Raw genomic sequence first — 21,837 nt, forward strand, 5'->3', positions numbered from 1 at the left:
CGCAGGCAAGAAAAAACCCGCGCTGCTGAGGGATAGGAGCAAGCGCGGGGCAAGTGTTCGGGGTGACAGGTGTACGCCGCTGCTGGCTGATCGGATCAATCTTGCAAACACTTTGCGCAGCACGACAGACCGGATCATTGGAATAGTACTTCCGTTTGCAAAGAATTGGAGCAACTTAGATGCAGGATTTACTTGATGTTTTTTGGGTGGCCGCGTTTGTTTGTCTGCTCGCATTCGCCTTCATCGCGGTTTTTTGTTCGGCTGCCCCTGAAACGCACAGGTTGCGAGCAATTGGTTGTGTTGGGTGTTGTTTGCCTATGCTGCTGCACCGGTTCTTTCGAAAAGACTAACGGAGCGGAACGGCTTGAGATTCATGGTTGAAACAGGTCGCAGTTGTTAACGTTGTTTGGTTCCACGGTAACGTTGATAGCGGCAGGTAGAGCGGCTTATTCGCTGTACACGCAGCGGCCCAAGCGACCGAAGACAACGCAGATAGATTAGTGTCGAACGATAAGGCGGACTGGAAAACCCTAGGAAGGCACAAAAGGACGTCCAGGAGTTTGCAACAGCGATGGATGGATTGCCTTGGTTGCAGTTGGCACCTTTCTTTAGGCTATCCCTACAGCGGTAGCGCTGCTTTAATAAGTTCATTATAAGGAGCAAAACATGATTGAGTTTAGCATTATTGCGTTGTCAGGACTTTGCCTTCTTTTTACGGCTCGTCAACTTGGTCTCGCAGAAGGCAAATGTGAAGCCGCACGCCGCCTTCGCTATACTTTAGTGGTCTTGATACTCTGGCCACCCGCGGCCACCCTGGCCCAATCACAGGAAGAAATCAGCGTAGCGAAAGCGACACTGTCTAGCCTACAGGGTATTTCTTTCAACAATGACACAGAGTATTGCGGCTACCTTGCATATGATCCGGCCGGGAAACTTGTTGCTACTCCTGCTCAACGTGGCGACAATAAAAGCTGCGTTTGGGATCAAGCAGAAAATGGTTTGGTGCTTGTCTTATCTTACCACACGCACGGGAGGTTCGACCCGGAATATAGTTCGGAAGTTCCAAGCGTTGCAGACATTGAGGCCGATGAAGACGAGGGCATCGACGGCTTTGTGTCAACTCCGGGTGGACGTTTGTGGTACGTCGATACGGAGCGAATGGAAGTGAGACAAATCTGCGATATCGGATGCTTGCCAAAAGACCCTGGTTTCGTTCCGGGTTTGGAAGGGGAAATCTCATCGGTTTACTCTTATGAAGATCTTCTCGAATACGAGAGTAACTAGTTGGGGCAAAGAACCCGCGAAACCGTTACCTTGCTACGATACTGAAGACTACAAGTAAGAGGATCCGAGGAAGAGAGCGGTTGACATTCGCGTGAACGGTTCTTTTCCCCTCGGGTTTTCCTGCGCTGACAACACTCGGTCTTCTTGCTCTTGCGAAGACTGAAGGCCAATCACCATCGTTGAGGAAACTGAAGCTATGTTGGCGTCCCACCCATCCGAAGTGCTGTGTGTAAGGCGGGATGGGTCACTAGCTGCCTTTGCGACATTTTCTTCGATCCTCGCGCAGCAAGTCGCAGACGGCGCAGTTCGGACGTTCAGTTCCGCTGGGTGAAAAGGGAAAACGCCGACAAAGTGAAATTTCGCAGCGGCTGGGTCAATCTCAGCAATGGTAATCTTCACAAAGTCTTGCCGCATGGATAATGGGCCGACAAAACTTGTGCTCATTCATAGATCGCCGCGAGTTATCCTTGGCTCTGTCCCGGCTCTTTCTTCTATCCGTTCTTCACTAGTTGTGGACGTTCACCAGTTGTCATTGTCCAATAGATTGCCAGATCGAGAGATCAGATCTGGTCGAGGAGCACGTCCGTGGATCTGTACAACGCTTTTTCTATACCGTCCGAGGCCTCTAAAGCTCGGAGGTGTACGTCTTGCAGCTTGCAGTTGTCGAGGAAAATCGCGTTGTCCAGCGCTACCGCCAAACCAGCAGCTTGATAATCCACACCGAGCACTATGCTACTGGATTCCTTAAGTGATCCATTTTGAATCATTTTTCCTTCCAATTGGTTTTGAAAACCCAAGTGGTGGTAATGATGGCAGGGCAACCTAAAGACAGAACATGAATTGCTTCTGAAATCAGATGTTGGACTTGAGAGATTTGGTAGCGGAGGAGGGACTTGAACCCCCGACACGCGGATTATGATTCCGCTGCTCTAACCAACTGAGCTACTCCGCCTTGAGTGAGAGGCGATTTAAGCGAGGGGCCCGGGAGGGTCAAGAGGGAAATCAACCAACCTCAAGATTTCTTTCACGCCTGCTCTGATGGCTTGTCCTGCAAGGAAGTCAGGGGGGATGTGGCCGCTTCGGTCATCCTGCGGATGAAGGCGGCGCAGATTTCGGGCTCTGTGATCGGAATCATGTGGCCGAACCCGTCCAGCTCTTCGTAACTCAGCCCGAATTCGGTCATTGTCGGCCCGTGCAGCGGCGGCGACAGTATCGCGTCCTGGCGGCCATACAAGATGCCCCCTGGGACGGTCAGATTCGGATAGCGCGCGACCTGCGCGTTGATACTGGCATCGACGCCGGCGACGTCCTGAGAGGCCGTGACAAAGGCGGAGGGCCGCAGGCCAAGCGCGCCACCTGCCCGGTCCAGAAAGTCATCAGGCGGGGTTTCCGGGTCAAACGCGGCACTTAACGTGTGCGGCGCGGTTTTGGACGCAAGGGGAACGGCGAGCGTGTTGCCGATCAGGCTGCGCATCCATTCGGAGCGGATCTCGAGCGGTTTGAAGATCGCCGGGGTTTCGGGCAGTTTATGCGTCAGCGGCGCCAGTAGCGCCAGACCGGCGACCCGGGCCGGGTGGTCCAGTGCCATCGCCAGTGAAACAGCGCCCCCCAGTGAATGGCCGACCAGAACGGCGCGGTCCACGCCTTTTTTGTCCAGAAACTCGGCAATCATGCCTGCCTGGTGGGGCAATTGCGCCAGCTCGGCCATATCGCGCGTTGAATACCCGCATCCCGGCCGGTCCAGCGCGATAACGTGGTAATCGTCGGCCAGAAGATCCACCAGCGCATAGGTAAAGTGCTGCAACTGCCCAGCCAGGCCGTGGATCATGACGATTGTCTGCGCCTCGGGGTTTCCCTTTTCCACATAGTGGATGCTGCCGCCATGAACGGGTGTGATCTGACCCAGCTGCGGCACGGTTTCAAGACCGCGGCGGGTAATCTTCCGTGTCCACAGGTTCATGACAAACAGGAAGGCGACAAAAACGGCGATTACGATCAGAACGGTTGTCATTCAGTTTTCTCCATTGCCAAGGGCGGCGGGTCTGTATTGCTCCAACCCTGATTGTGCCATGCGTTTCTGAAACTCGGCAACGGTGCCGGGCCACAAGGTCGTGTTTCGGCCTTCCGCATCCATATACCAGGATGTACAACCCCCGGCCTGCCAGACGCCGTCCGCGTGGCGGCTGTGCATTTCCCGCGTGAACGCCGCCTGTTTTGCGGCGTCAGGAGTGATTGCGGAAAACCCTTCGCGCTGCATCTCGCTCAGGACCCGGCCGATGTGGCCAACCTGGGCCTCGATCATCAGCACGACCGAGTTGTGCCCCAGCCCGGTATGCGGCCCCAGAAGCAGGAAGAAATTGGGAAAACCCGAAACTGCGGTACCCAGATGCGCGCACATGCCATTCGACCAGGCAGAGCGCAGCGTCAGCCCGTCCGTACCGGTAATGTCCAGACGCTCGACCACGTCGGTTACGTGAAACCCGGTGCCCCAGATCAAGACATCCGCCTTGGTCCGGGTGCCATCCGCCGCGATGACCGTGTCACCTTCGATTCGAGCGACGCCCTTCGGAACAACGCTGACATTGTCGCGGGCCAGGGTCGGGTACCAATCGTTCGAACTCAGGATACGTTTGCAGCCGATCCGGTAGTCGGGGGTCAGAATCCGCCGTTCGGCCGGATCGGTGATGACGCGCTCCAATGCCTTTCGCCACATTTTCAAGGCAAAATTCACCGCGCGTTCCTCACCACGAAATACGCGGTGGCGAAATTCGAAGATCATGAATATCAGCTTGCGCCGAATGCGGGGTAAAATGGGAAACCGGGCATAAAGGCTGCGCAACCAGGGCGAAATCGGACCGTCCGGGCGTGGCATCACGTAAGGTGCACTGCGCTGAAAGATCGTGACGTGGCCTGCAATCTTGGCGATCTCGGGTACAAACTGAACGGCGGATGCGCCTGTTCCAACGACCGCCACACGCTTGCCGGTCAGATCGACATCGTGATTCCATTCGGCAGAGTGGAAACTGGGGCCGGGAAAACCGTCGGCGCCGGGGATATCCGGGATGCTGGGATAATGAAGTGCCCCAATAGCCGAGACCAGAAACCGCGCCGACCAGTGCTGGCCATCCATCGTTTCCACTTGCCAGCGCGTTCCATCCCACCTGGCCGATTTCAGCTCCTGCCCGAAATGGCACAGGTCATACAACCCTTCCTGACGCGCGACATTTTGCAGATAAGCCTGAATTTCCGCGCCACCGGCATAGGCGCGGCTCCAATGCGGGTTGAGATGGGTCGCCATGGAATACAGATGCGACGGCACATCACAGGCGACACCGGGATAGGTATTTTCGCGCCATGTCCCCCCGATATCATCGGCCTTTTCCAAAATCGCGATATCCTTGATGCCGCGCTTGCGTGCCTCAAGCGCCATCGTCAGCCCGGCAAACCCGGCGCCGACGATCAGCATCTCTATTTTGTGGTGCATGAGTGAGTGCCTTCTGAAACAACCCTGCGTTTATTTGTTGCAGATGTATGCACTTGCCTGGCTGTGAAGTAGGTCACACAGGTAACAATGACCCGGCGTCTTTTCGTTACGCAGGGACAAAATTATTTGGAATGACCCGTGTCGCTTATTGCAAGCACATATCGCAATCAGAGAGGTGGTTGCGCCGCGAATCCGTCAGTTTGTTTCAAAATTGGAGGATTGCCCCTTGACCACTCGCACTGCCACGCGTTCCGGCGGACGTTCTGCCCGCCGAGCCCAACGCACCGCTCCAAATTTCGACATGCTGCCGGGCCTGACCCGAGGCATTCCCGTTTGCGAAGTCATGGACGCAACCCAGGTCGAACGCATCGACAATGCGGCGATGGACATTCTGGAAAACGTCGGCGTTCAGTTCCGCGACCCCATCGCGCTGGAAGACTGGAAAAAAGCCGGAGCCAAGGTTGACGGCGAACTGGTCTATCTGGACCGCAATATGGTGCGCGAGCTGATCTCGACCATTCCGGCGCAGTTCACCTATCATGCGCGCGATCCGAAAAAGAACCTTGCACTGGGCGGCAAGCACGCGATCTTCGTGCCGATGACCGGCGCGCCATTCCTGCGCGATCTGGACGATGTACGCCGAAACCCGACGCTGGATGATCTGGCGATGTTCCACAAGCTGTCGCACATGATGCCGGCGCTGCACAGCTCGGCCCATCACATTGTCGAGCCCTACGACCACCCGATCAGCCAGCGACACCTGCGCATCACCTATTCGTCGATGAAATACTCGGACAAGACCTTCATGGGCATGACCACCTCGCCTAGGAATGCCGAGGATGTGATGGATATGTGCGATATCCTGTTCGGCGAAGGTTTCATTGACGATCATCCGGTCACCACCGGCAACTGCAACGGCAACAGCCCACTGGTGTGGGACGAAACCATGCTGGGTGCGATGCGGGCCTTCTGCCGCCGCAATCAGCCGGTTCTGTGCTCGCCCTTTGTTCTGGGTGGCGCGAACACCCCGGCATCGGTGCCCGCGACCGTGGCGCAGCTGACCGCCGAGGCGCTTTCGGCGCTGGCCTATACGCAGGTGATCCGCAAGGGCTGTCCTGCGATCTGGGGGCATTACCTGTCGACCGTTTCGATGAAATCCGGCGCGCCGATGGCCGGCACGCCCGAGATCAGCCTTATGAACTTCATGATCGGCCAGATGGCGCGCTTTTACGACGTACCGTGGCGCACTTCGAACACTCTGGGTGGGGCCAAGACCTTTGATGCACAGGCCGGGTACGAATCCGCCACGACGCTCAGCGCGGTCATTCACGCCGGGGCCAACTATATCTGGCATTCGGCAGGCTGGAACGAGGCGGGCATGCATTGTTCGGTCGCCAAGTTCATCGTCGACGCCGAACAATGCGCGATGGCTTACCGGATGGCGGAAGGTCCAAAGTGGCACGATTTCGATCAGGCCCTGGCAGCGGTTCCGGATGTGGGGCCCGGCGGGCATTATCTGGGTCATCCGCACACGCAGGACAACTTTCAGACCGCGTTCTTCATGCCGGAGCTGTTCGACAACAACTCGATCGAACAATGGGTCGCCGAAGGCGAAGTTGAGATCACCGAACGCGCCCTGAAACATGCACAGAAACTATTGGCCGAATATGAAGAACCAAAGCTGGACGAGGCCAGGAACGAGGCCCTTCTGGACTATATCGCGCGTCGCGAAAGGGAAATCCCGGCGGCGGACGAGTTGAACCAAACATACTGATCCACACTCCCCGTACTTGCCCACCCGTCATCCGGGTGGGCCCTTTTTTCCGGTCAAGACACGTAAGCCAAGATGAAGATCGCCGAACTGCATATCTACAGCCACGACCTGCCGGTCAAAAACGGGCCCTATACCATGGCCAACGCTCGGGTCTGGGCGCTGGACACCACGCTGGTCAAAATCGTGTCGGACAACGGTCTGATCGGCTGGGGCGAGACCTGCCCGGTTGGCCCGACCTATGCCGAGGCGCACGCCGCCGGGGCGCGCGCCGCTCTGGTCGAAATGGCCCCGGGCCTGATCGGAACAGAGGTCCTGCCTCTGGCCTTGCATCGCCGGATGGATGGGCTGTTGAACGGTCATGGTTATGCCAAGGCCGCCATCGACATTGCGGTGCACGACCTGCTTGGCAAACATTTGGGCGTTCCGGTTTCCGATTTACTGGGCGGAGCGGTTTCGGACAAGGTGCCGTCCTATTTTGCCACGGGCGTCGGTGCACCCGACGACATCGCGAAACTGGCTGCCGAGAAAATGGCCGAAGGCTACCCGCGTCTGCAAATCAAGGTCGGAGGCCGCCCGGTCGAGATCGACATCGAAACCATTCGAAAGGTTTGGGACGTGGTCAAAGGATCGGGTATGCGTCTGGCCGTCGACGGCAACCGGGGCTGGACAACACGAGACGCCCTGCGGGTCAGCCGCGAATGCCCCGAAATCCCCTTCATCATGGAACAGCCCTGCAACACAATCGAAGATCTCAGGAAGATCCGGCCTCAGGTCACGCATGGTATCTATATGGATGAAAACAGCACCAGCCTGAACACCGTGATCTCGGCTGCGGGCACCGGTCTGGTCGACGGGTTCGGCATGAAGGTCACCCGCATCGGCGGCCTGCATCCGATGCGCGCCTTCCGCGACATCTGCGAGGCGAGCAACCTGCCCCATACCTGCGATGACAGCTGGGGCGGGGATATCATCGCCGCTGCATGTACCCATATCGGTGCAACCGTTCGGCCCGACCTGCTGGAAGGCGTCTGGCTGGCTGCGCCATATATCGAAGGCAACTACGATCCTGAAAACGGCATCCGGATCGAGGGCGGGCATATCGCGCTGCCAACCGGGCCGGGGCTGGGCGTGGTTCCTGATGAAAGCCTGCTCGGCACACCTGTCGCATCGTTCTGAAAAATGGATGACGTTATGAACCTGAAAGGAAAATCGGCTCTGGTCACTGGCGCGGCTGGCGGCATCGGGGCGTCAATCGTTCAACGCCTGCGCAACGCCGGGGCGCGGGTCGCCGTCGCCGACCGGGCTGTCGATGCCATCGAGGCCGAGGCATATCTGCCCGGTGATCTGCTTGTTCCCGAATATGCAGACCAGCTGCCCGGCGCAGCGGCGTCCGCATTGGGCGGGCTTGACATCGTGATCAACAATGCGGGCGTCATCACGCGCGGGTCGGTCACGGATACGACTGATGCGGATTGGTCTCTGTCATTGGGTGTCAATGTCGAAGCCCCGTTCCGCATTTGTCGTGCGGCAATTCCGATCATGGCGGACGCTGGCGGCGGGGCCATCGTCAACACCGCGTCCTGCTGGGGGCTGCGCCCCGGCCCCAATCATGCGGTCTATTGCATGACCAAGGCGGCCATCGCGTCCCTGACCCAGTGCATGGGCATGGATCACGCCCATCAGGGTATCCGCATCAACGCCGTTTGCCCGAACGAGGTGAATACCCCGATGCTGCGATCAGGCTTTGAAAAGCGCGGCTTTGACCCCGATACAGCCGTGGCCGAACTGGGCCGGACCGTGCCGCTGGGCCGGATCGCCGAGCCCGATGACATCGCCGATGTCATCATGTTCCTTGTCTCGGACGCGTCGCGTTATGTTTGCGGCACGCTCGTCGAGGTCAACGGAGGAAAACCGGTATCATGAAACGGTTCGACGGAAAGGTGGCACTGATCACTGGCGGGCGCAGCGGCATCGGCAAGGCGATTGCCCGGCGTTTGCACGACGAAGGCGCACGGGTCTTTACCGCCCAACGTGGTGAGGACACCGAATTTCACGGCATCGCTGCAGATTTCACCCTTCCCGACAGCCCGGCACAGGTGGTCGGCGAAGTGATCGCGAAAGCCGGGCGTCTGGACGTGCTGGTCAACAACGCCGGCATGATGCAGGAAGCCTCGGTCGAGGGAATGAGCCTTGAGGACTGGCATCTCAACCTGACGGTGAACCTGACCGCCCCGTTCCTGATGATCAAAGCCGCGCTGCCGCATCTGCGCGACACAAAGGGCGCAATCGTCAACACCGGATCCATCGAAGGCCTAGGCAGCAATCCCGGTCACGCCGCCTATTGCGCATCAAAGGCAGGGTTGCACGGCCTGACCCGCGCCGTAGCCGTGGATCACGGGGGCGAAGGTATCCGCTGCAACGCCGTAGCGCCCGGTTGGATCGATACCGAATTGAACGAGGATTTCATCGAGTCGATGCCCGACCCGTCCGCATTCCGTCGCGACATCGCCAAGATCCACCCGGTGGCCCGAACAGGGCGGTCTGAAGAAGTTGCCGCGCTCGTCGCGTTTCTGGCGTCCGGGGATGCGAGTTTCATCACCGGGCAGGTCTATACGGTGGACGGTGGGCGCATGGCCAAGCTGAGCTTGCCCTGACGCCCACACGTCATTCCTTGCCGGACCGCCATTCTTTCCAGATCAGATAGCTGTTCGCCCCAAGCGAGGCGAAAGGCTCGGGCGGCAAACGCGGAAGATCCGGCTGCGCCAGAAAGTGATCCGCGATCTCTGATCCGCCTTGCAGCGCCAGCTCTGCGATGCCCATGCCTTGCAGGGTGCCTCGGGCGATGCCCAGGCCGTTCTGGCAGCAGGCCGAGAACACGCCATCCTCCAATTCGCCGAACGCTGCGGATCCGTTGCGGCTGAGGCACAGCATCCCGGCCCAGCGATGCTCCATCCGCACATCCGACAGATGCGGAAAGCGTTCCCGGAACTTGCGGTCATGCACCCAGCCGGCATTGCGCAACCGCATCCGGCTGGTTTCGATCGTCGGGTGAAAGCTGGACCCGGTGCGGATCAGAATGCGATCCCCGTAGCTGCCCGAAATGCGCCGGACCGAGGTGCCCATCGGATCCGCCGGTGTCACCGACCAGCGCGGTTGCCCGCCCAGTGTCTTGATCTGCGCCTCGGTCAGCGGGGCCGTGATCGAGGCGTAGAGGCAGATATGCATCAATTGCCGTTGATAGAACCCGAAGCTTTCCAGATGGCCATTGTTGGCCAGGATGATCCGCCCGGTGCTGACTTTGGCCTTGGCGGTGTTGACCACCCAGCCTGTGCCCTGCTTTTCAAAGCTGACGACTGGCGAGTTCTCGAATACGTCAATCTGGCTTGCCAGTTGACCCGACAACGCCCGTACATAGGCCGCCGGCTGGATCATCACCGTCCCCGGCGCAAACAGCCCCGAAACATAATGCGGGCTGCCCGTGATCTCTTGCATCTGCTTTTGGTCGTAGAGAGTATGCGGCTCACCCAGTTTGGTCAGATGCCCGGCAAAGGCGCGGTTATGGGCGTCTCCTGCCCGTGTCGCGGCTGCATTGTATTTGCCGCAAGGGTCGAACACCTCTTGCGGAAGGTCGCAATCGGCGGCGATCTCGGTCGCGAAGGCGATGGCCTTGCGGTTCAGGGCAATGGCGGCGCGGTCCGCATCCAACCCATCGCCTGCGTAATTGTCCGAGGCCAGATCATGCGGCAGGTCGATCATGAACCCCGAGTTCCGCCCCGCCGAGCCATCGGCAAATCGGCCCGCTTCCAGCAGGCCGATCTTCAGCGAGGAGTCCAGCTGATGCAACCGCCGCGCCGCCGTTAGCCCTGCAAACCCACCGCCGACAATGGTGATGTCGGCGGTCAGGTCCTGTTCGAGCACCGGCAGAGGGTCCTGGGGCGGCAGGATGGCATTCCACCCTGCCGGACCGGTCTGCCGCGGCAGTCTTTTGGCCTCGTATCGTGTCAATCCACAGCCTCGTCGGCATCGTCTGAAAGATCGATCCAGATGGTTTTCAGCTGGGTGTACTGATCATGCGCATGGATCGAGTTGTCGCGCCCGCCAAAGCCCGATTGCTTGAACCCGCCAAACGGCGTGGTGATGTCGCCTTCGCCAAAGCTGTTGACGGTCACGGTGCCCGCCCGGATCGCCCGCGCGCCGCGAATGGCCCGTTTGGCGTTGGCGGTGAAGATCGAGGCACACAATCCATAGTCGGTGTCATTGGCGATCTTGATGGCCTCATCAAAGCCCGACACTTCGATCACCGACAGGACCGGGCCAAAGATCTCCTCGCGCGCCAATGTCGAGTCGTTGCCGGGCACTTCTACGACGGTGGCCTCGACAAAGCCTTTATCGGCCTTGCCGCCGATCACCACCTTTTCAGCCTGATCGAGATATCCGCAGACCTTGTTGTAATGCCCTTCGCTGACCAGCGCGCCCATGCGGGTTTCAGGATCCAGCGGGTCGCCGATGTTCCACTGTTTGGCGTGATGCGCGATGCGGTCCAGCAGTTCGGCTTTCACGTCTTTGTGCACGATCAGGCGCGACGAGGCCGAGCAGTTCTCGCCCATGTTCCAGAACGCACCATTCACCACATGCGCCGCCACCCGGTCGAGGTTTTCGGCGTCGTCCATCACGATGGCGGGGTTCTTGCCGCCCATCTCAAGCACCACTTCCTTGGCATTGCTTTCCGCCGAATAGGTCAGGAACCGCTTGCCGGTGACGGTCGAGCCGGTGAAGGACACCATGTCGATATCCATGTGCCGCCCGATGGGTTCGCCCACGTCGGCACCGCCACCCGGTACGATGTTCAGCACGCCGCGGGGAAGGCCAGCCTCCATCGCCAGTTCGGCCATACGCAGCGCGGTCAGCGAGGTTTCAGCCGCAGGTTTCACAACCACTGAACATCCCGCCGCCAAGGCAGGCCCGATCTTCCACGCCAGCATCAGCAGGGGGAAGTTCCACGGCAGCACCAGCCCCACGACGCCGATCGGCTCACGCAGGACCATGGCGATATGGTCGTCGCTAGCAGGTGAGACCTGATCGTAGATCTTGTCGATCGCCTCGGCATGCCATTTCATGCAGTGGATGGTTTCCGGCACGTCCACGGTTTCGCAGTCATAGATGGTCTTGCCACTGTCGAGGCTTTCCATCACAGCCAGTTCGCGGGCATTGCGGGTCATCAGCTTGGCCAGCCGGATCAGCACGTCCTTGCGCTCGGACGGGTGCAGTTTCGACCAGCGGCCATCGTCGAAGGCCTCACGCGCCTTTTCGACCGCAAAATCCACATCCGCTGCGCCGCAGGATGCGATATCGGCAAGCTTGTCGCCGGTGGCCGGATTCACGCTTGCAAACGTCTCACCCGAGATCGCCGGGCGGAATGCCCCGTCGATGAACGCCCCGGTCGGCAGGGTCAGGCCTGCGGCGATGGATTTGTATTCGTCCTGTGTCAGCAGATCCATGTCTCTTACCCTTCCGCCACGATGTCGGCGATTGTCTTTTTCAGCACGCGCGTGACCTGTTCCAGCGCGCGTTTGTCGTCCTTGTTCAGGCCCTTCAGCGGAGGCCGCATAGCGCCGGCATCAATTCCGTTCATGGTGACGCCATGCTTGATGGTCTGGATGAACTTGCCACCCTGTTCCAGCACCCGCATCAGCGGCATCATCGCGGACATGATCCGGCGGCCTTTGGTGAAATTCCCTTTGACCACGCAGGCCTGATACAGAGCCACGTGTTCGGCAGGCAGGAAGTTCGACCCGCCGCACACCCAGAACGGCGCACCCCAGGCGAAGAATTCGAGCGCCTGATCATCCATGCCGCAGCCAAGCTGGATATGCGGATAGTCGCGGGCCAGCAAGTGCACCCGGTTGATATCGCCCGAGCTTTCCTTGATGCCGCAGAAGTTGCGGCTGCGGCCCACACGGTCAAGGAACTCTTCGCCCATCATCGTACCGGTGCGGTGCGGGTAGTTGTACAGCACAACAGGCAGATCAGCGGCCTTGTCGATGGCCAGCGCATTCAGCGCGTTTTCCCGATCAGTCGGCACCGAATACGGCGGGCTGGCCAGCAGGATCGCATCGGCGCCGATTTCGCGCGCGCCGGCGGCAAGGGCAATCGAATCCGGCGTCAGCATCGCGCCTGTGCCAACCACCAATGGCAATCGGCCCTTCAACTGCTCATGCGTGAACCGGGCCAGTTCGACACGTTCGTGGACGGTCTGGGCATAGTTCTCGCCGGTCGAACCACCCGAGATCAGGCCATGCACGCCATTCTCGATCAGGTATTCGATCACGTCGGACAAGGCGTCCCAATTCACGCTGCCATCGTCGTGATAAGGCGTGACCACAGGGGTATAGATCCCCTCAAACTTGAAAATCGGGTTCATTCCGTCCTCATGCAGGTTTCGAAAGGGGCGGGATTCCCATCGGGACATCCAGCGCGTCAGGCATCACGAACATCTCGATCTGATCGCGTGACAGGTTCCAGTGATCTTCCGCCAGCCTGGCCGCCGTCGCCTCATCGCGCGCCTCGATGGCTGCGATGATCGCATCATGCTGTTGGCTGGCCAGCGACAGGTTTTCCGACATTTCACCGGTCTGTGGCCGATAAAACGTCATGCCGATCCGGGCGTGATCGATCAGCAACCGGTTGAACGACGGCAGCAGGTAGACATTGCCGGACATTTCGCCGGTCACGTCATGAAAGCGGTTGTTGGCCAAGGCTCGGTCCTCGCCGGACCCGGACCGAAGGGCCGCCTTGAACGCCTGCTGGGCCTCTTTCAAATCATTGATCTGGGCGTTCGACGCATTCAAAGCCGCCAAACGCAGGATCGCTCCGTATACCATGGGCGCGGCAAGGAAGAAGTCGCGCAAGGTGGTGTAGGACATCTCGGAAACCCGGGCGCTGCGGTTTGTCCGCAGATCCAGATAGCCTTCGCCAGCCAACTGTCGAAACACTTCGCGCAGCGGCGTGCGCGACAAGCCGAATTCCTCTGACAAATGCGCCTCGTCCAGATCGGCGCCCGGGCGCAGGCGCAGCGTAAGGATGGACACTCTCAGGTGCTCTCTCAGCGCGCTTTTACGAGACTTGGCTTCGTCTTTCATGCTTTGGCCTCATCCTTCTGTTCGGCGAACGCGGTCGAATCGCGTGCTGTCACGGTTTTGTATTCCATAAAAATACAACTTGTATACAATAAAAATTCGTGCAGCATAGGAGCCTGCGAAATAGACTCATGTTCTGGGCTTTGTCCCAACTTGCAAACGGTACTGCTCATGCCTCAGACGCGGCACATCACTTTCATCCTTGTCGAGGAGTTCTCGCACCTTGCGTTTTCATGCGCGGTCGAACCTTTGCGGATCGCCAATCTTGTGAGCGGCGAAGAACTGTACCGCTGGTCCTTTGTGTCCGAAGATGGCGAGCAGGCCGTGTGCTCGAACGGATCCATAACGCTGGTGCATTCCGGCCTTCAGGGCCTGGCCAAATGTGATCAGCTGTTTGTTCTGTCGGGCATTCACATGCGTGACCACGTCACCCGCCCCCTGCTTGCAACCCTGCGCCGCGAACGCGCGCGCGGCACGAAAATCGGCGCCCTGTGCTCGGGGGCATGGGTGCTGGCCGAGGCTGGCTTTCTCGACGGAATGCAAGCGGCAATCCACTGGGAATATCACGACGCGTTCATGGAGGCCTTTCCCGAGGTCAACCTGGTACGCAGCGTGTTCGTGGCCGATGAAAAACACATTACCGCATCTGGCGGAACGGCAACGGCGGATCTGATGCTGCACCTGATCGAACGCGATCACGGTGAAGAACTGGCCATCGATGTGGCGGATCAGATGGTCTACAACGCGGTACGCAATGCCACGGCCAAACAACGGGTTTCCCTGCAATCACGCAACGGAATGCGCAATGCGCACCTCGCCAAGGCGATCACCATCATGCAGGACAGTATCGAAACCCCGGTTTCCCCCTCGTTCATTGCAGAAGAGCTTGGCATTTCAACCCGGCAGCTTGAGCGGCTGTTTGGAAAATACCTCAACACGTCGCCCAAGAAATACTTCATGGAAATGCGGCTGGAACGCGCCCAGAAACTGTTGCTTCAGACCGAAGCGTCCGTCACCGAGATTGCCGTGGCCTGCGGCTTTGAAAACCCGGGCCATTTTTCGCGCGTCTACCGGTCAAGCTTTGGCGTCACCCCGCACGCGCAACGCAACAAGATCGACTGACAGTATCGGGTAGTGGACTTGTCGAAAACGATACGGCAGGGGATGCCGCGCCTTGTCGGCCCATGACGGGCCTGAACGGGCACCCCCCTAACCCTGCCGAGATACCCCCTCATTAAAACCGGACTAGTCAACAGATCGGCAGGATGATGTACCAATAGATTTGGATATTGGCATAAGTTTTGCGAGAACTTGTCATACATGCGATTCTTGTGCCCTTATTCGTTAATCTTTGCCTCAATTGAGACTTTTGATTCAGCGAAGTCCGGCAACCTCAAAGGTCATAACCACTTGTGAAAAAAATAATTTTTGGGTTTCGCTCATTGCTGCATTCAAGGATCGCACTGAGGAGCAGTTTGTCCGCCTTCAATTCAGCGTGTTCGTCTTCTGCGCAGCCCCAGGCATGGACGAGGCAATCTTGGCTCAACTGCTTCGGTTGCGCGCTTCAAAACGTCAAACGGGCGTTCAAGCACCATCTCTAACGGAATTGCGTCATATCGAGACTGGGCGCGGCGCGCGTGATTTCATGGGTGCTGGTCGCCGCGCCTGATCCGACGCGAACGTTCAGCTTCTCTGTCCCGCTGAACCGCTGGAAATACGCAAATTCCATCGTGGTCAGCGCATCCATATCCTGACATTGAACAACGTAGTCAGCCTGGAATTCCGAGTGTTCGCCCGGCACGGATGACGCGCCCCCCTCGCCCGCGTTGTCCTGCTGCCCCGGAATATCATGCGTCAGGATCACGTTTGCAGATGCGGTAAAGCACACGGCGTCAGGCGGGACGACAAACAGATCCAGTGGTTTGGACAGTTCGGAAATCGCGATGGCGACACGCGTGCGCTCGTCATCACTGGCTACCGGGGTCTCGAACCCGATGATGTCAATGCTTGGAACCCTGAGGGACAGCGAAAATCCCGTGTCCGTGAGCACGATTTCCAATTGACCGGACCCATGGTGATGGGTGGACGTGATCTGCGTCGCCTGAGCGGCAAGTGCTGCCGGAAAGAGAGACAAGGCCAGAACAGAGCACTTCATTAACAAACAACCGCCTTCAACAGAATCACATACGTGATTTTAGCGCGAATCACCTGCCACGCAATGCTATCCCTCGGATCGGAGCCCGCCAGATATGGGGAGGCTTGTTGGGTTCAACAGCCTCCCCTATATCTGACAATAAAACTCAGGTTGACATTGCCGACTAAATAACTCAGTTATTTCTTCGCGAAACCCGCGGGGCATTCCCGCACGATCCGACAGTTCTGACAGGAAAGCACCGAACTCCTATGACCAAATTATTCACCACTGCCAGCGCCCTGACGTTCTGCATGGCAACCGCCGCGATCTCGGGTGATGCCCCCACCAAGGCGGATGTACTGAACACCTATGCCAATATTGCGGAAGCCAAATTTGAGGACAGCCTGATTTCAGCCAGGAAATTGCAGGATGCGGTCAACGCACTGATCGCCGATCCGTCGGACGCAACGCTGAACGCGGCGCGCGCGGCCTGGGTTGCTGCCCGTGTTCCCTATCAGCAAACGGAAGTCTATCGCTTCGGCAATGCCATCGTTGATGACTGGGAAGGCAAGGTGAACGCCTGGCCTTTGGACGAAGGTCTGATCGACTATGTTGACGCGGCCTATGGCGGCGCGACGGACGAAAACGAGTTTGCCGTGCTGAACGTCATCGCCAACCCCAGCTTCCAACTGTCGGGCGAGACCATTGATGCCAGCGAAATCACCCCCGAACTGCTGAGCGACACCTTGCACGAAGCCGATGGTATCGAGGCGAACGTCGCAACCGGCTATCACGCCATCGAGTTCCTTCTGTGGGGTCAGGACATAAACGGGCATGGCGCCGGTGCCGGCAACCGACCAGCGACCGATTATGCGCAGGGCGAGGACTGTACCGGCGGCCATTGCGACCGTCGTGCGCAATACCTGAGCGCTGCGACCGAACTGCTGGTCAGCGACTTGGCCTGGATGGCGGATCAGTGGAAAGACGGCGGAGCGGCGCGCGCAGCCCTTGTGGAGAACGAAGCAGCTGGCATCAGCGCGATCCTGACCGGCATGGGCTCTCTCTCCTATGGTGAGCAAGCCGGTGAACGCATGCGCCTCGGCCTGATGCTGAACGATCCCGAAGAAGAACATGACTGCTTTTCGGACAACACCCACAACAGCCATTACTATGACGGGTTGGGCATTCAGAACGTCTATCTGGGCAGCTATACCCGCATAGATGGCACCCCGGTTTCGGGCGCATCTCTGGCCGATCTGGTCATCGCCACCGATCCGGCGCTGGATACCGAGATGAAAGCGAAACTGGCCGCCACCATGCAGGCCCTGGGCAAGATCAAGACAACAGCCGAGGCAGGATTTGCCTATGACCAGATGCTTGAGCGCGGCAACAAGGGCGGTGAGGCCCTGATCATGGGCGGCGTCAACGGTCTGATCGATCAGGCCAAGACCATCGAGCGCATCGTAACTGCGCTGGAACTGGACGGGGTTGCGTTTGAAGGGTCCGACAGCCTGGACAACCCGGACGCCGTCTTTCACTAAACCCAAGCGGGCCGGAGAGGGTTTCTTTCCGGCCCGTGCAACCCTTACTGATCGCCTGTAAGGGCGGCGAAACGAGCCAAGACCAATGATTGTCTGCCACTGCACCAACATATCCGATCACGAGATCCGTGCGGCCATCGACTGGATGCGCACGGCGGATCCGCGGACCATCATCACCCCCGGCAAGATCTACCATGCCCTTGGCAAATCGGCGGATTGTGGCGGGTGCATGCCGCTGTTCCTAGACACAATGCGGGCCAGCGGTAATCTGGGCGTACCGATGCAACTCCGCACATTGCGTGCCGGAGCAACACAGGAGAAAGCTGATGAAGGGCGATCCGAAGGTCATCGAATATCTGAACAAGTCTCTGCGGCATGAGCTGACGGCCGTCAGCCAATACTGGCTGCATTACCGCCTGCAAGAAGACTGGGGCCTTGGCCATATGGCCAAGAAAAGCCGCGAGGAAAGCATCGAAGAGATGGGCCACGCGGACAAGCTGATCGAACGGATCATCTTTTTGGAAGGCCACCCCAACCTTCAGAAACTGGACCCGTTGCGGATCGGTCAGACGCCGAAGGAAACGCTGGAATGCGACCTGGCGGCCGAGATCGACGCCAGGGCACTTTACAAGGAAGCGCGCGAATATTGTCGGGAGGCCGGCGACTTTGTCTCCATGTCGCTGTTCGAAGAGTTGATGTCCGATGAAGAGGGACACATCGACTTCCTCGAAACGCAGCTCGACCTGTATGAAAGGATCGGCGAAGCCAATTATGCGCAACTCAACGCATCGAAAATGGACGAAGGCGAATAGCCTTCTTGCCTTGTCGGTGGTCGCCTTGGCGGCCACCTCCTCCCTGTCAGCCGAGCTGCGGGACCTGCATCTGAAATTCACCCCCCGCACCGACGAGGAACGCGCCCGCATTGCGGCCGTGACCGCGCGCCCGCAGGATTATGGCGTGTCGCAGCCGTTCGAAGAACTCTCTGCCGGGGCGGCGACTGTCCGGGTCCGCAACGACGCGGATGCGTTTTCGCAACCCTCGGGCAATCTGAGCTTCGAGCAGGAGCTGGATTTCAAGGTCGGCAACGGGTTGTTCAAGAAAATCTGGGTGTCGTCACCATCATCCACATTGGCCTCTGACGGGTTGGGGCCGCTGTACAACGCGCGATCCTGCCAGCGTTGCCATATCAAGGATGGGCGGGGGCACACACCTAACGGCCCTGATGACAACGCGGTCTCGATGTTCCTTCGGGTCTCGATCCCCGGTGCGCCGGAAGACGGGTATGCCGGGATCGAAGACTACATCGCCACCCGACCCGAACCCAACTATGGCGGGCAGATGCAGGATTTCGCGCTTGCCGGACATCCGGCGGAATATCGGCTGGATATCTCTTACGAAGAAGTCCCCGTTGAACTTTCTGACGGCGAGGCCGCGTCGCTGCGCCGCCCGACTTACAGGGCCGCTGATCTGGGCTATGGCCCGCTGCACCCGGATGCAATGCTGAGCCCGCGGGTCGCACCGCAGATGATCGGGCTTGGCCTGCTGGAGGCGATCCCGGTCGAAGCCCTGCTGGCCCGGGCTGATCCCGATGACGTGGATGGGGATGGCATCTCGGGCCGTCCGAACATCGTCTGGTCGGTTGAATACGGCGCCCCGATGATGGGCCGGTTCGGGCACAAGGCAGGCATGCCGACGGTCATGGAGCAATCCGCCGCAGCCTTTGCCGGGGATATCGGTATTTCAAGCCCGCTTTACCCGGCACCTCAGGGGGACTGCACGGACTTGCAGGTGAACTGCGTCGACGCCCCGCATGGCGACATCGATACCCGCGCGTTCGAGATCGATCAGCAGGGTATGGACTTGGTGGATTTCTACAGCCGCAATCTGGGCGTGCCCGGCCGCCGTGATGTCGACGACCCCGAGGTGTTGCGCGGCAAAGAGGTGTTTCACACGATCGGCTGCGCATCCTGCCATACTCCAGCCCATGTCACCCACCGGCTGGAAGATCGGCCCGAGCACAGCTTTCAGCTGATCTGGCCTTATACCGACCTGCTGCTGCATGACATGGGCGAAGGTCTGGCGGATCACCGCCCCGAGGCCCGCGCGACGGGGCGCGAATGGCGGACGCCGCCTTTGTGGGGCATTGGTCTGACCGAACGCGTCTCGGGCCACACGCAGTTTCTGCATGACGGGCGGGCACGCAATCTGCTCGAGGCGATCCTGTGGCACGGCGGCGAAGCCCAGACCGCGCGCGATGAGGTTGTGTCGATGCCGAAAACTGACCGCGACGCCCTGATCCGTTTCCTGGAGAGCCTCTGACCCATGCGTATTCTTACCTTTGTTGCCGCGTTGATGATGCCGCTTGCCGCACAGGCGCAGGACCGCGCACCCATCCTGATGGACGTTGCCGAGACACATATCTTGCCCAGGTTCGACAAGCTGCCGGAAACGACCGGGGCTCTGGTCAGTGCTTCGCGGGTGGATTGCGATCCGACCTCACCTGCGTTGCGCGCGGCTTATGATGCGGCCTTCGACAGCTGGATTTCCGCCAGTCACCTGCGGTTCGGTCCGACCGAGGTTGATGATCGCGCGTTTGCCATGGCGTTCTGGCCCGACACGAAAGGGTTCACCACCAAAGCCCTGTCCCAGCATATCGCAACCGAGGATGACGCCGTGCAAGACCCGGAAGCCTATGCCGAGACATCCATAGCCGGGCGCGGGTTCTTTGCGCTCGAACGGATGTTGTTCGATCCCGCCTTTGCAGAGCAGGGCAATGCAGATTACCGCTGCGCGCTGATTCAGGCGATCGCGGCGGATATTGATGCCAACGCGCGGGCGATGGCCGATGACTGGCAAAGCTATGCCCCCGGCCTGACCCGGCCCGGTGAAAACGGCCGCTACCGAACGCAGGACGAAGCGATGCAGGAACTGTTCAAGGCTTTGTCCACGGGTCTTGAATTCACGGCCGACACTCGGCTTGGTCGCCCGTTGGGCACGTTCGACCGCCCGCGCCCGAACCGCGCCGAAGCGTGGCGGTCGAAGCGATCCTTGCGCCATGTCGAACTTTCACTGGTGGCCCTTCGTGATCTTGCATCGCGGTTGGCCTTTGATCATCCCGATATCGCCGCGGATCTAGATGCTGCCTTTGCGCGCGCCATCGAGAATGCCCAGGCCATTGACGACCCGGCGCTGGCGGGCGTTTCGGATCCGCAGGCCCGGTTCCGTATCGAGGCCCTGCAACAGTCCATCCACGATATTCGCGCCATTGCGTCGACTGAACTTGGCCCGACGCTGGGCATCAGCGCAGGCTTCAATTCTCTGGACGGGGACTGACCATGACATCGCGCCGCCGTTTTCTTGCAGGGCTTGCTGCAACCTCTCTGCCTCCGATCCATGGATGGGCCTCGGTGGGAAGGCCGGAGTTTCTGGCCGCAGGGCTGTTTCCGGATGGTTCGTATCGACTGGCCGGGCTGGATGCACAGGGAACGCTGCTGTTTTCCGTGCCCCTGCCCGCGCGCGGTCATGCGGCGGCGGCACATCCGGTCAAACCACAGGCCGTTGCCTTTGCGCGCCGTCCGGGCACCTTTGCCGTGGTGATTGATTGCGTGACGGGATCACCGATCGCGCGGCTGACGGCGCCGGAAGGTCGGCATTTCTATGGTCACGGTACTTTTTCAGCCGATGGCGCGATTTTCTTTGCCACCGAAAACGATTTCGAAGCTGGAGAAGGTATCATAGGCGTCTGGGACGCCGAAACCTTTGCGCGCTTGGGTGAATTCCCGTCCGGCGGCGTCGGGCCGCATGACATGCGGTTGATGCCGGGTGGGAAAACGCTTGTGATTGCCAATGGCGGGATCGAAACCCATCCCGAAACCGGGCGCACGAAGCTGAACCTGCCGACGATGAAGCCCAACCTGACCTACCTTTCCCTGTCGGGCCTGGTTCAGGAACAGGTGTCGCTGACGCCCGTGCTTCGCAAGAACTCGATCCGCCATCTGGCGGTCCGTCGCGACGGGCTGGTGGGCTTTGCGATGCAGTGGCAGGGCAGCAAAGCCGAACATCCGCCCTTGCTGGGCCTGCACCGTCAGGGGGAAAACCCGCACCTTCTGTCAGCGCTTGAGCAGGATCAGAGCACGCTGCAAGGCTATGCCGGCAGCATCGCGTTTTCGGCGGATGGTGCAACCGTTGCCATCACCTGTCCACGCGGCAATGCGCTGCATCGGTTCGACGTGGCCAGTGGCACATTCAGCGATGCGTTCGAGCTTGAGGATGTCTGCGGGCTTGGATCGGGCCCGAACGGTTTGGTTTTCACCACCGGAACCGGTGTGTTCGGCGCGTTGGCCACTGCGCACCCCGTGATCCGGACCCGCGCGAAGTGCCAGTGGGACAATCATCTGGTCCCGATCACCCCAGCGGCATGAAACTCGGATTTTTCCGTCACATAGTTTAGGCTTGGAAGAATCAAACAGCTGCCGTATTGGCGG

At 59.4% G+C, this 21,837-nt stretch carries 20 protein-coding genes and 1 tRNA gene; 12 read left to right on the forward strand and 9 right to left on the reverse strand.

Annotated elements, in window-relative coordinates; all coding sequences use genetic code 11:
- Positions 1 to 666: 666 nt before the first annotated feature.
- Complete coding sequence (locus GS614_RS06385) at positions 667 to 1,284, forward strand: DUF4329 domain-containing protein (protein WP_171206184.1); 618 nt, start codon at positions 667 to 669, stop codon at positions 1,282 to 1,284.
- Positions 1,285 to 1,844: 560 nt separating this feature from the next.
- On the opposite strand, the gene GS614_RS06390 is transcribed toward GS614_RS06385, so the two are convergent.
- From GS614_RS06390 to GS614_RS06405, 4 genes are all read right to left on the reverse strand, one after another.
- The gene (locus tag GS614_RS06390) at positions 1,845 to 2,051 is read right to left on the reverse strand and encodes a hypothetical protein (protein ID WP_216601094.1); all 207 of its coding nucleotides are present in this window, start codon (positions 2,049 to 2,051) and stop codon (positions 1,845 to 1,847) included.
- Positions 2,052 to 2,159: 108 nt separating this feature from the next.
- A tRNA-Met gene (locus tag GS614_RS06395) sits at positions 2,160 to 2,236 on the reverse strand.
- 72 nt (positions 2,237 to 2,308) lie between these two features.
- The gene (locus GS614_RS06400) at positions 2,309 to 3,295 is read right to left on the reverse strand and encodes an alpha/beta fold hydrolase (protein ID WP_171118547.1); all 987 of its coding nucleotides are present in this window, start codon (positions 3,293 to 3,295) and stop codon (positions 2,309 to 2,311) included.
- Positions 3,296 to 4,768 (reverse strand): NAD(P)/FAD-dependent oxidoreductase, encoded by a 1,473-nt coding sequence (locus GS614_RS06405; protein ID WP_171725754.1) that lies wholly within the window; start codon positions 4,766 to 4,768, stop codon positions 3,296 to 3,298.
- A gap of 226 nt (positions 4,769 to 4,994) precedes the next feature.
- Between GS614_RS06405 and GS614_RS06410 the strand changes: the two genes are divergently transcribed.
- The 4 genes from GS614_RS06410 (at position 4,995) to GS614_RS06425 (ending at position 9,196) form a co-directional block, all read left to right on the forward strand.
- Positions 4,995 to 6,542 carry a trimethylamine methyltransferase family protein gene (locus tag GS614_RS06410; RefSeq protein ID WP_171118551.1) on the forward strand — a complete coding sequence of 516 codons (1,548 nt, stop codon included), beginning with the start codon at positions 4,995 to 4,997 and terminating at the stop codon, positions 6,540 to 6,542.
- 72 nt (positions 6,543 to 6,614) lie between these two features.
- Positions 6,615 to 7,718 (forward strand): mandelate racemase/muconate lactonizing enzyme family protein, encoded by a 1,104-nt coding sequence (locus GS614_RS06415; RefSeq protein WP_171363850.1) that lies wholly within the window; start codon positions 6,615 to 6,617, stop codon positions 7,716 to 7,718.
- A gap of 15 nt (positions 7,719 to 7,733) precedes the next feature.
- On the forward strand, positions 7,734 to 8,465 hold the full coding sequence (locus GS614_RS06420) for an SDR family NAD(P)-dependent oxidoreductase (RefSeq protein ID WP_171169286.1): 732 nt from the start codon (positions 7,734 to 7,736) through the stop codon (positions 8,463 to 8,465).
- Positions 8,462 to 9,196, forward strand: a complete 735-nt coding sequence (locus GS614_RS06425; protein ID WP_171615647.1) for an SDR family NAD(P)-dependent oxidoreductase — start codon at positions 8,462 to 8,464, stop codon at positions 9,194 to 9,196. The genes GS614_RS06420 and GS614_RS06425 overlap by 4 nt, the downstream gene beginning before the upstream one ends.
- A gap of 10 nt (positions 9,197 to 9,206) precedes the next feature.
- Here GS614_RS06425 and GS614_RS06430 read toward each other — a convergent pair whose 3' ends face one another.
- The 4 genes from GS614_RS06430 to GS614_RS06445 are packed head-to-tail and all read right to left on the reverse strand — an operon-like array spanning position 9,207 to position 13,681.
- The gene (locus GS614_RS06430; protein WP_171615646.1) at positions 9,207 to 10,547 is read right to left on the reverse strand and encodes an FAD-binding oxidoreductase; all 1,341 of its coding nucleotides are present in this window, start codon (positions 10,545 to 10,547) and stop codon (positions 9,207 to 9,209) included.
- Positions 10,544 to 12,040, reverse strand: coding sequence for an aldehyde dehydrogenase (locus GS614_RS06435; RefSeq protein ID WP_171725755.1), 1,497 nt, complete (start codon positions 12,038 to 12,040; stop codon positions 10,544 to 10,546). Before GS614_RS06435 ends, GS614_RS06430 begins: the two co-directional genes overlap by 4 nt.
- Before the next feature lie 5 nt (positions 12,041 to 12,045).
- Positions 12,046 to 12,963: a dihydrodipicolinate synthase family protein gene (locus GS614_RS06440; protein WP_171725756.1), complete on the reverse strand. Its 918-nt coding sequence runs from the start codon at positions 12,961 to 12,963 to the stop codon at positions 12,046 to 12,048.
- Positions 12,964 to 12,970: 7 nt separating this feature from the next.
- Complete coding sequence (locus GS614_RS06445) at positions 12,971 to 13,681, reverse strand: GntR family transcriptional regulator (protein ID WP_171118563.1); 711 nt, start codon at positions 13,679 to 13,681, stop codon at positions 12,971 to 12,973.
- A gap of 168 nt (positions 13,682 to 13,849) precedes the next feature.
- Between GS614_RS06445 and GS614_RS06450 the strand changes: the two genes are divergently transcribed.
- Entirely contained in the window at positions 13,850 to 14,800 is a 951-nt protein-coding gene (locus GS614_RS06450; protein WP_171725757.1) for a GlxA family transcriptional regulator, read from the forward strand.
- A gap of 475 nt (positions 14,801 to 15,275) precedes the next feature.
- On the opposite strand, the gene GS614_RS06455 is transcribed toward GS614_RS06450, so the two are convergent.
- Positions 15,276 to 15,833, reverse strand: coding sequence for a DUF2796 domain-containing protein (locus GS614_RS06455; RefSeq protein ID WP_171725758.1), 558 nt, complete (start codon positions 15,831 to 15,833; stop codon positions 15,276 to 15,278).
- A 248-nt stretch (positions 15,834 to 16,081) separates the two neighbouring features.
- On the opposite strand from GS614_RS06455, the gene GS614_RS06460 reads away from it, so the two are divergent.
- The 6 genes from GS614_RS06460 (at position 16,082) to GS614_RS06485 (ending at position 21,774) form a co-directional block, all read left to right on the forward strand.
- Positions 16,082 to 17,353 (forward strand): imelysin family protein, encoded by a 1,272-nt coding sequence (locus tag GS614_RS06460; RefSeq protein WP_171725759.1) that lies wholly within the window; start codon positions 16,082 to 16,084, stop codon positions 17,351 to 17,353.
- Positions 17,354 to 17,438: 85 nt separating this feature from the next.
- Positions 17,439 to 17,732 (forward strand): bacterioferritin-associated ferredoxin, encoded by a 294-nt coding sequence (locus GS614_RS06465; RefSeq protein WP_171725760.1) that lies wholly within the window; start codon positions 17,439 to 17,441, stop codon positions 17,730 to 17,732.
- Complete coding sequence (bfr, locus tag GS614_RS06470; protein WP_171725761.1) at positions 17,680 to 18,165, forward strand: bacterioferritin; 486 nt, start codon at positions 17,680 to 17,682, stop codon at positions 18,163 to 18,165. Before GS614_RS06465 ends, bfr begins: the two co-directional genes overlap by 53 nt.
- 16 nt (positions 18,166 to 18,181) lie before the next feature.
- A complete protein-coding gene (locus tag GS614_RS06475) occupies positions 18,182 to 19,672 on the forward strand; it encodes a di-heme oxidoredictase family protein (protein WP_371809388.1) in 1,491 nt (496 codons plus the stop codon).
- A gap of 3 nt (positions 19,673 to 19,675) precedes the next feature.
- Positions 19,676 to 20,686 carry an imelysin family protein gene (locus GS614_RS06480; protein ID WP_171228923.1) on the forward strand — a complete coding sequence of 337 codons (1,011 nt, stop codon included), beginning with the start codon at positions 19,676 to 19,678 and terminating at the stop codon, positions 20,684 to 20,686.
- A 2-nt stretch (positions 20,687 to 20,688) separates the two neighbouring features.
- Positions 20,689 to 21,774, forward strand: a complete 1,086-nt coding sequence (locus GS614_RS06485; protein WP_171725763.1) for a DUF1513 domain-containing protein — start codon at positions 20,689 to 20,691, stop codon at positions 21,772 to 21,774.
- Positions 21,775 to 21,837: the final 63 nt, after the last annotated feature.

Origin of the sequence: Ruegeria sp. HKCCD6604, assembly GCF_013110635.1 — a bacterium.
In the GTDB taxonomy this organism is placed as follows: domain Bacteria; phylum Pseudomonadota; class Alphaproteobacteria; order Rhodobacterales; family Rhodobacteraceae; genus Ruegeria.

Coding starts and splice junctions, on each gene's coding strand:
- GS614_RS06460 (WP_171725759.1), top strand. CDS start 16,082: ATGACCAAATTATTCACCACTGCCAGCGCCCTGACGTTCTGCATGGCA.
- GS614_RS06405 (WP_171725754.1), bottom strand. CDS start 4,768: ATGCACCACAAAATAGAGATGCTGATCGTCGGCGCCGGGTTTGCCGGG.
- GS614_RS06425 (WP_171615647.1), top strand. CDS start 8,462: ATGAAACGGTTCGACGGAAAGGTGGCACTGATCACTGGCGGGCGCAGC.
- GS614_RS06465 (WP_171725760.1), top strand. CDS start 17,439: ATGATTGTCTGCCACTGCACCAACATATCCGATCACGAGATCCGTGCG.
- bfr (WP_171725761.1), top strand. CDS start 17,680: ATGAAGGGCGATCCGAAGGTCATCGAATATCTGAACAAGTCTCTGCGG.
- GS614_RS06435 (WP_171725755.1), bottom strand. CDS start 12,040: ATGGATCTGCTGACACAGGACGAATACAAATCCATCGCCGCAGGCCTG.
- GS614_RS06485 (WP_171725763.1), top strand. CDS start 20,689: ATGACATCGCGCCGCCGTTTTCTTGCAGGGCTTGCTGCAACCTCTCTG.
- GS614_RS06480 (WP_171228923.1), top strand. CDS start 19,676: ATGCGTATTCTTACCTTTGTTGCCGCGTTGATGATGCCGCTTGCCGCA.
- GS614_RS06420 (WP_171169286.1), top strand. CDS start 7,734: ATGAACCTGAAAGGAAAATCGGCTCTGGTCACTGGCGCGGCTGGCGGC.
- GS614_RS06440 (WP_171725756.1), bottom strand. CDS start 12,963: ATGAACCCGATTTTCAAGTTTGAGGGGATCTATACCCCTGTGGTCACG.
- GS614_RS06415 (WP_171363850.1), top strand. CDS start 6,615: ATGAAGATCGCCGAACTGCATATCTACAGCCACGACCTGCCGGTCAAA.
- GS614_RS06385 (WP_171206184.1), top strand. CDS start 667: ATGATTGAGTTTAGCATTATTGCGTTGTCAGGACTTTGCCTTCTTTTT.
- GS614_RS06390 (WP_216601094.1), bottom strand. CDS start 2,051: ATGATTCAAAATGGATCACTTAAGGAATCCAGTAGCATAGTGCTCGGT.
- GS614_RS06445 (WP_171118563.1), bottom strand. CDS start 13,681: ATGAAAGACGAAGCCAAGTCTCGTAAAAGCGCGCTGAGAGAGCACCTG.
- GS614_RS06450 (WP_171725757.1), top strand. CDS start 13,850: ATGCCTCAGACGCGGCACATCACTTTCATCCTTGTCGAGGAGTTCTCG.
- GS614_RS06455 (WP_171725758.1), bottom strand. CDS start 15,833: ATGAAGTGCTCTGTTCTGGCCTTGTCTCTCTTTCCGGCAGCACTTGCC.
- GS614_RS06400 (WP_171118547.1), bottom strand. CDS start 3,295: ATGACAACCGTTCTGATCGTAATCGCCGTTTTTGTCGCCTTCCTGTTT.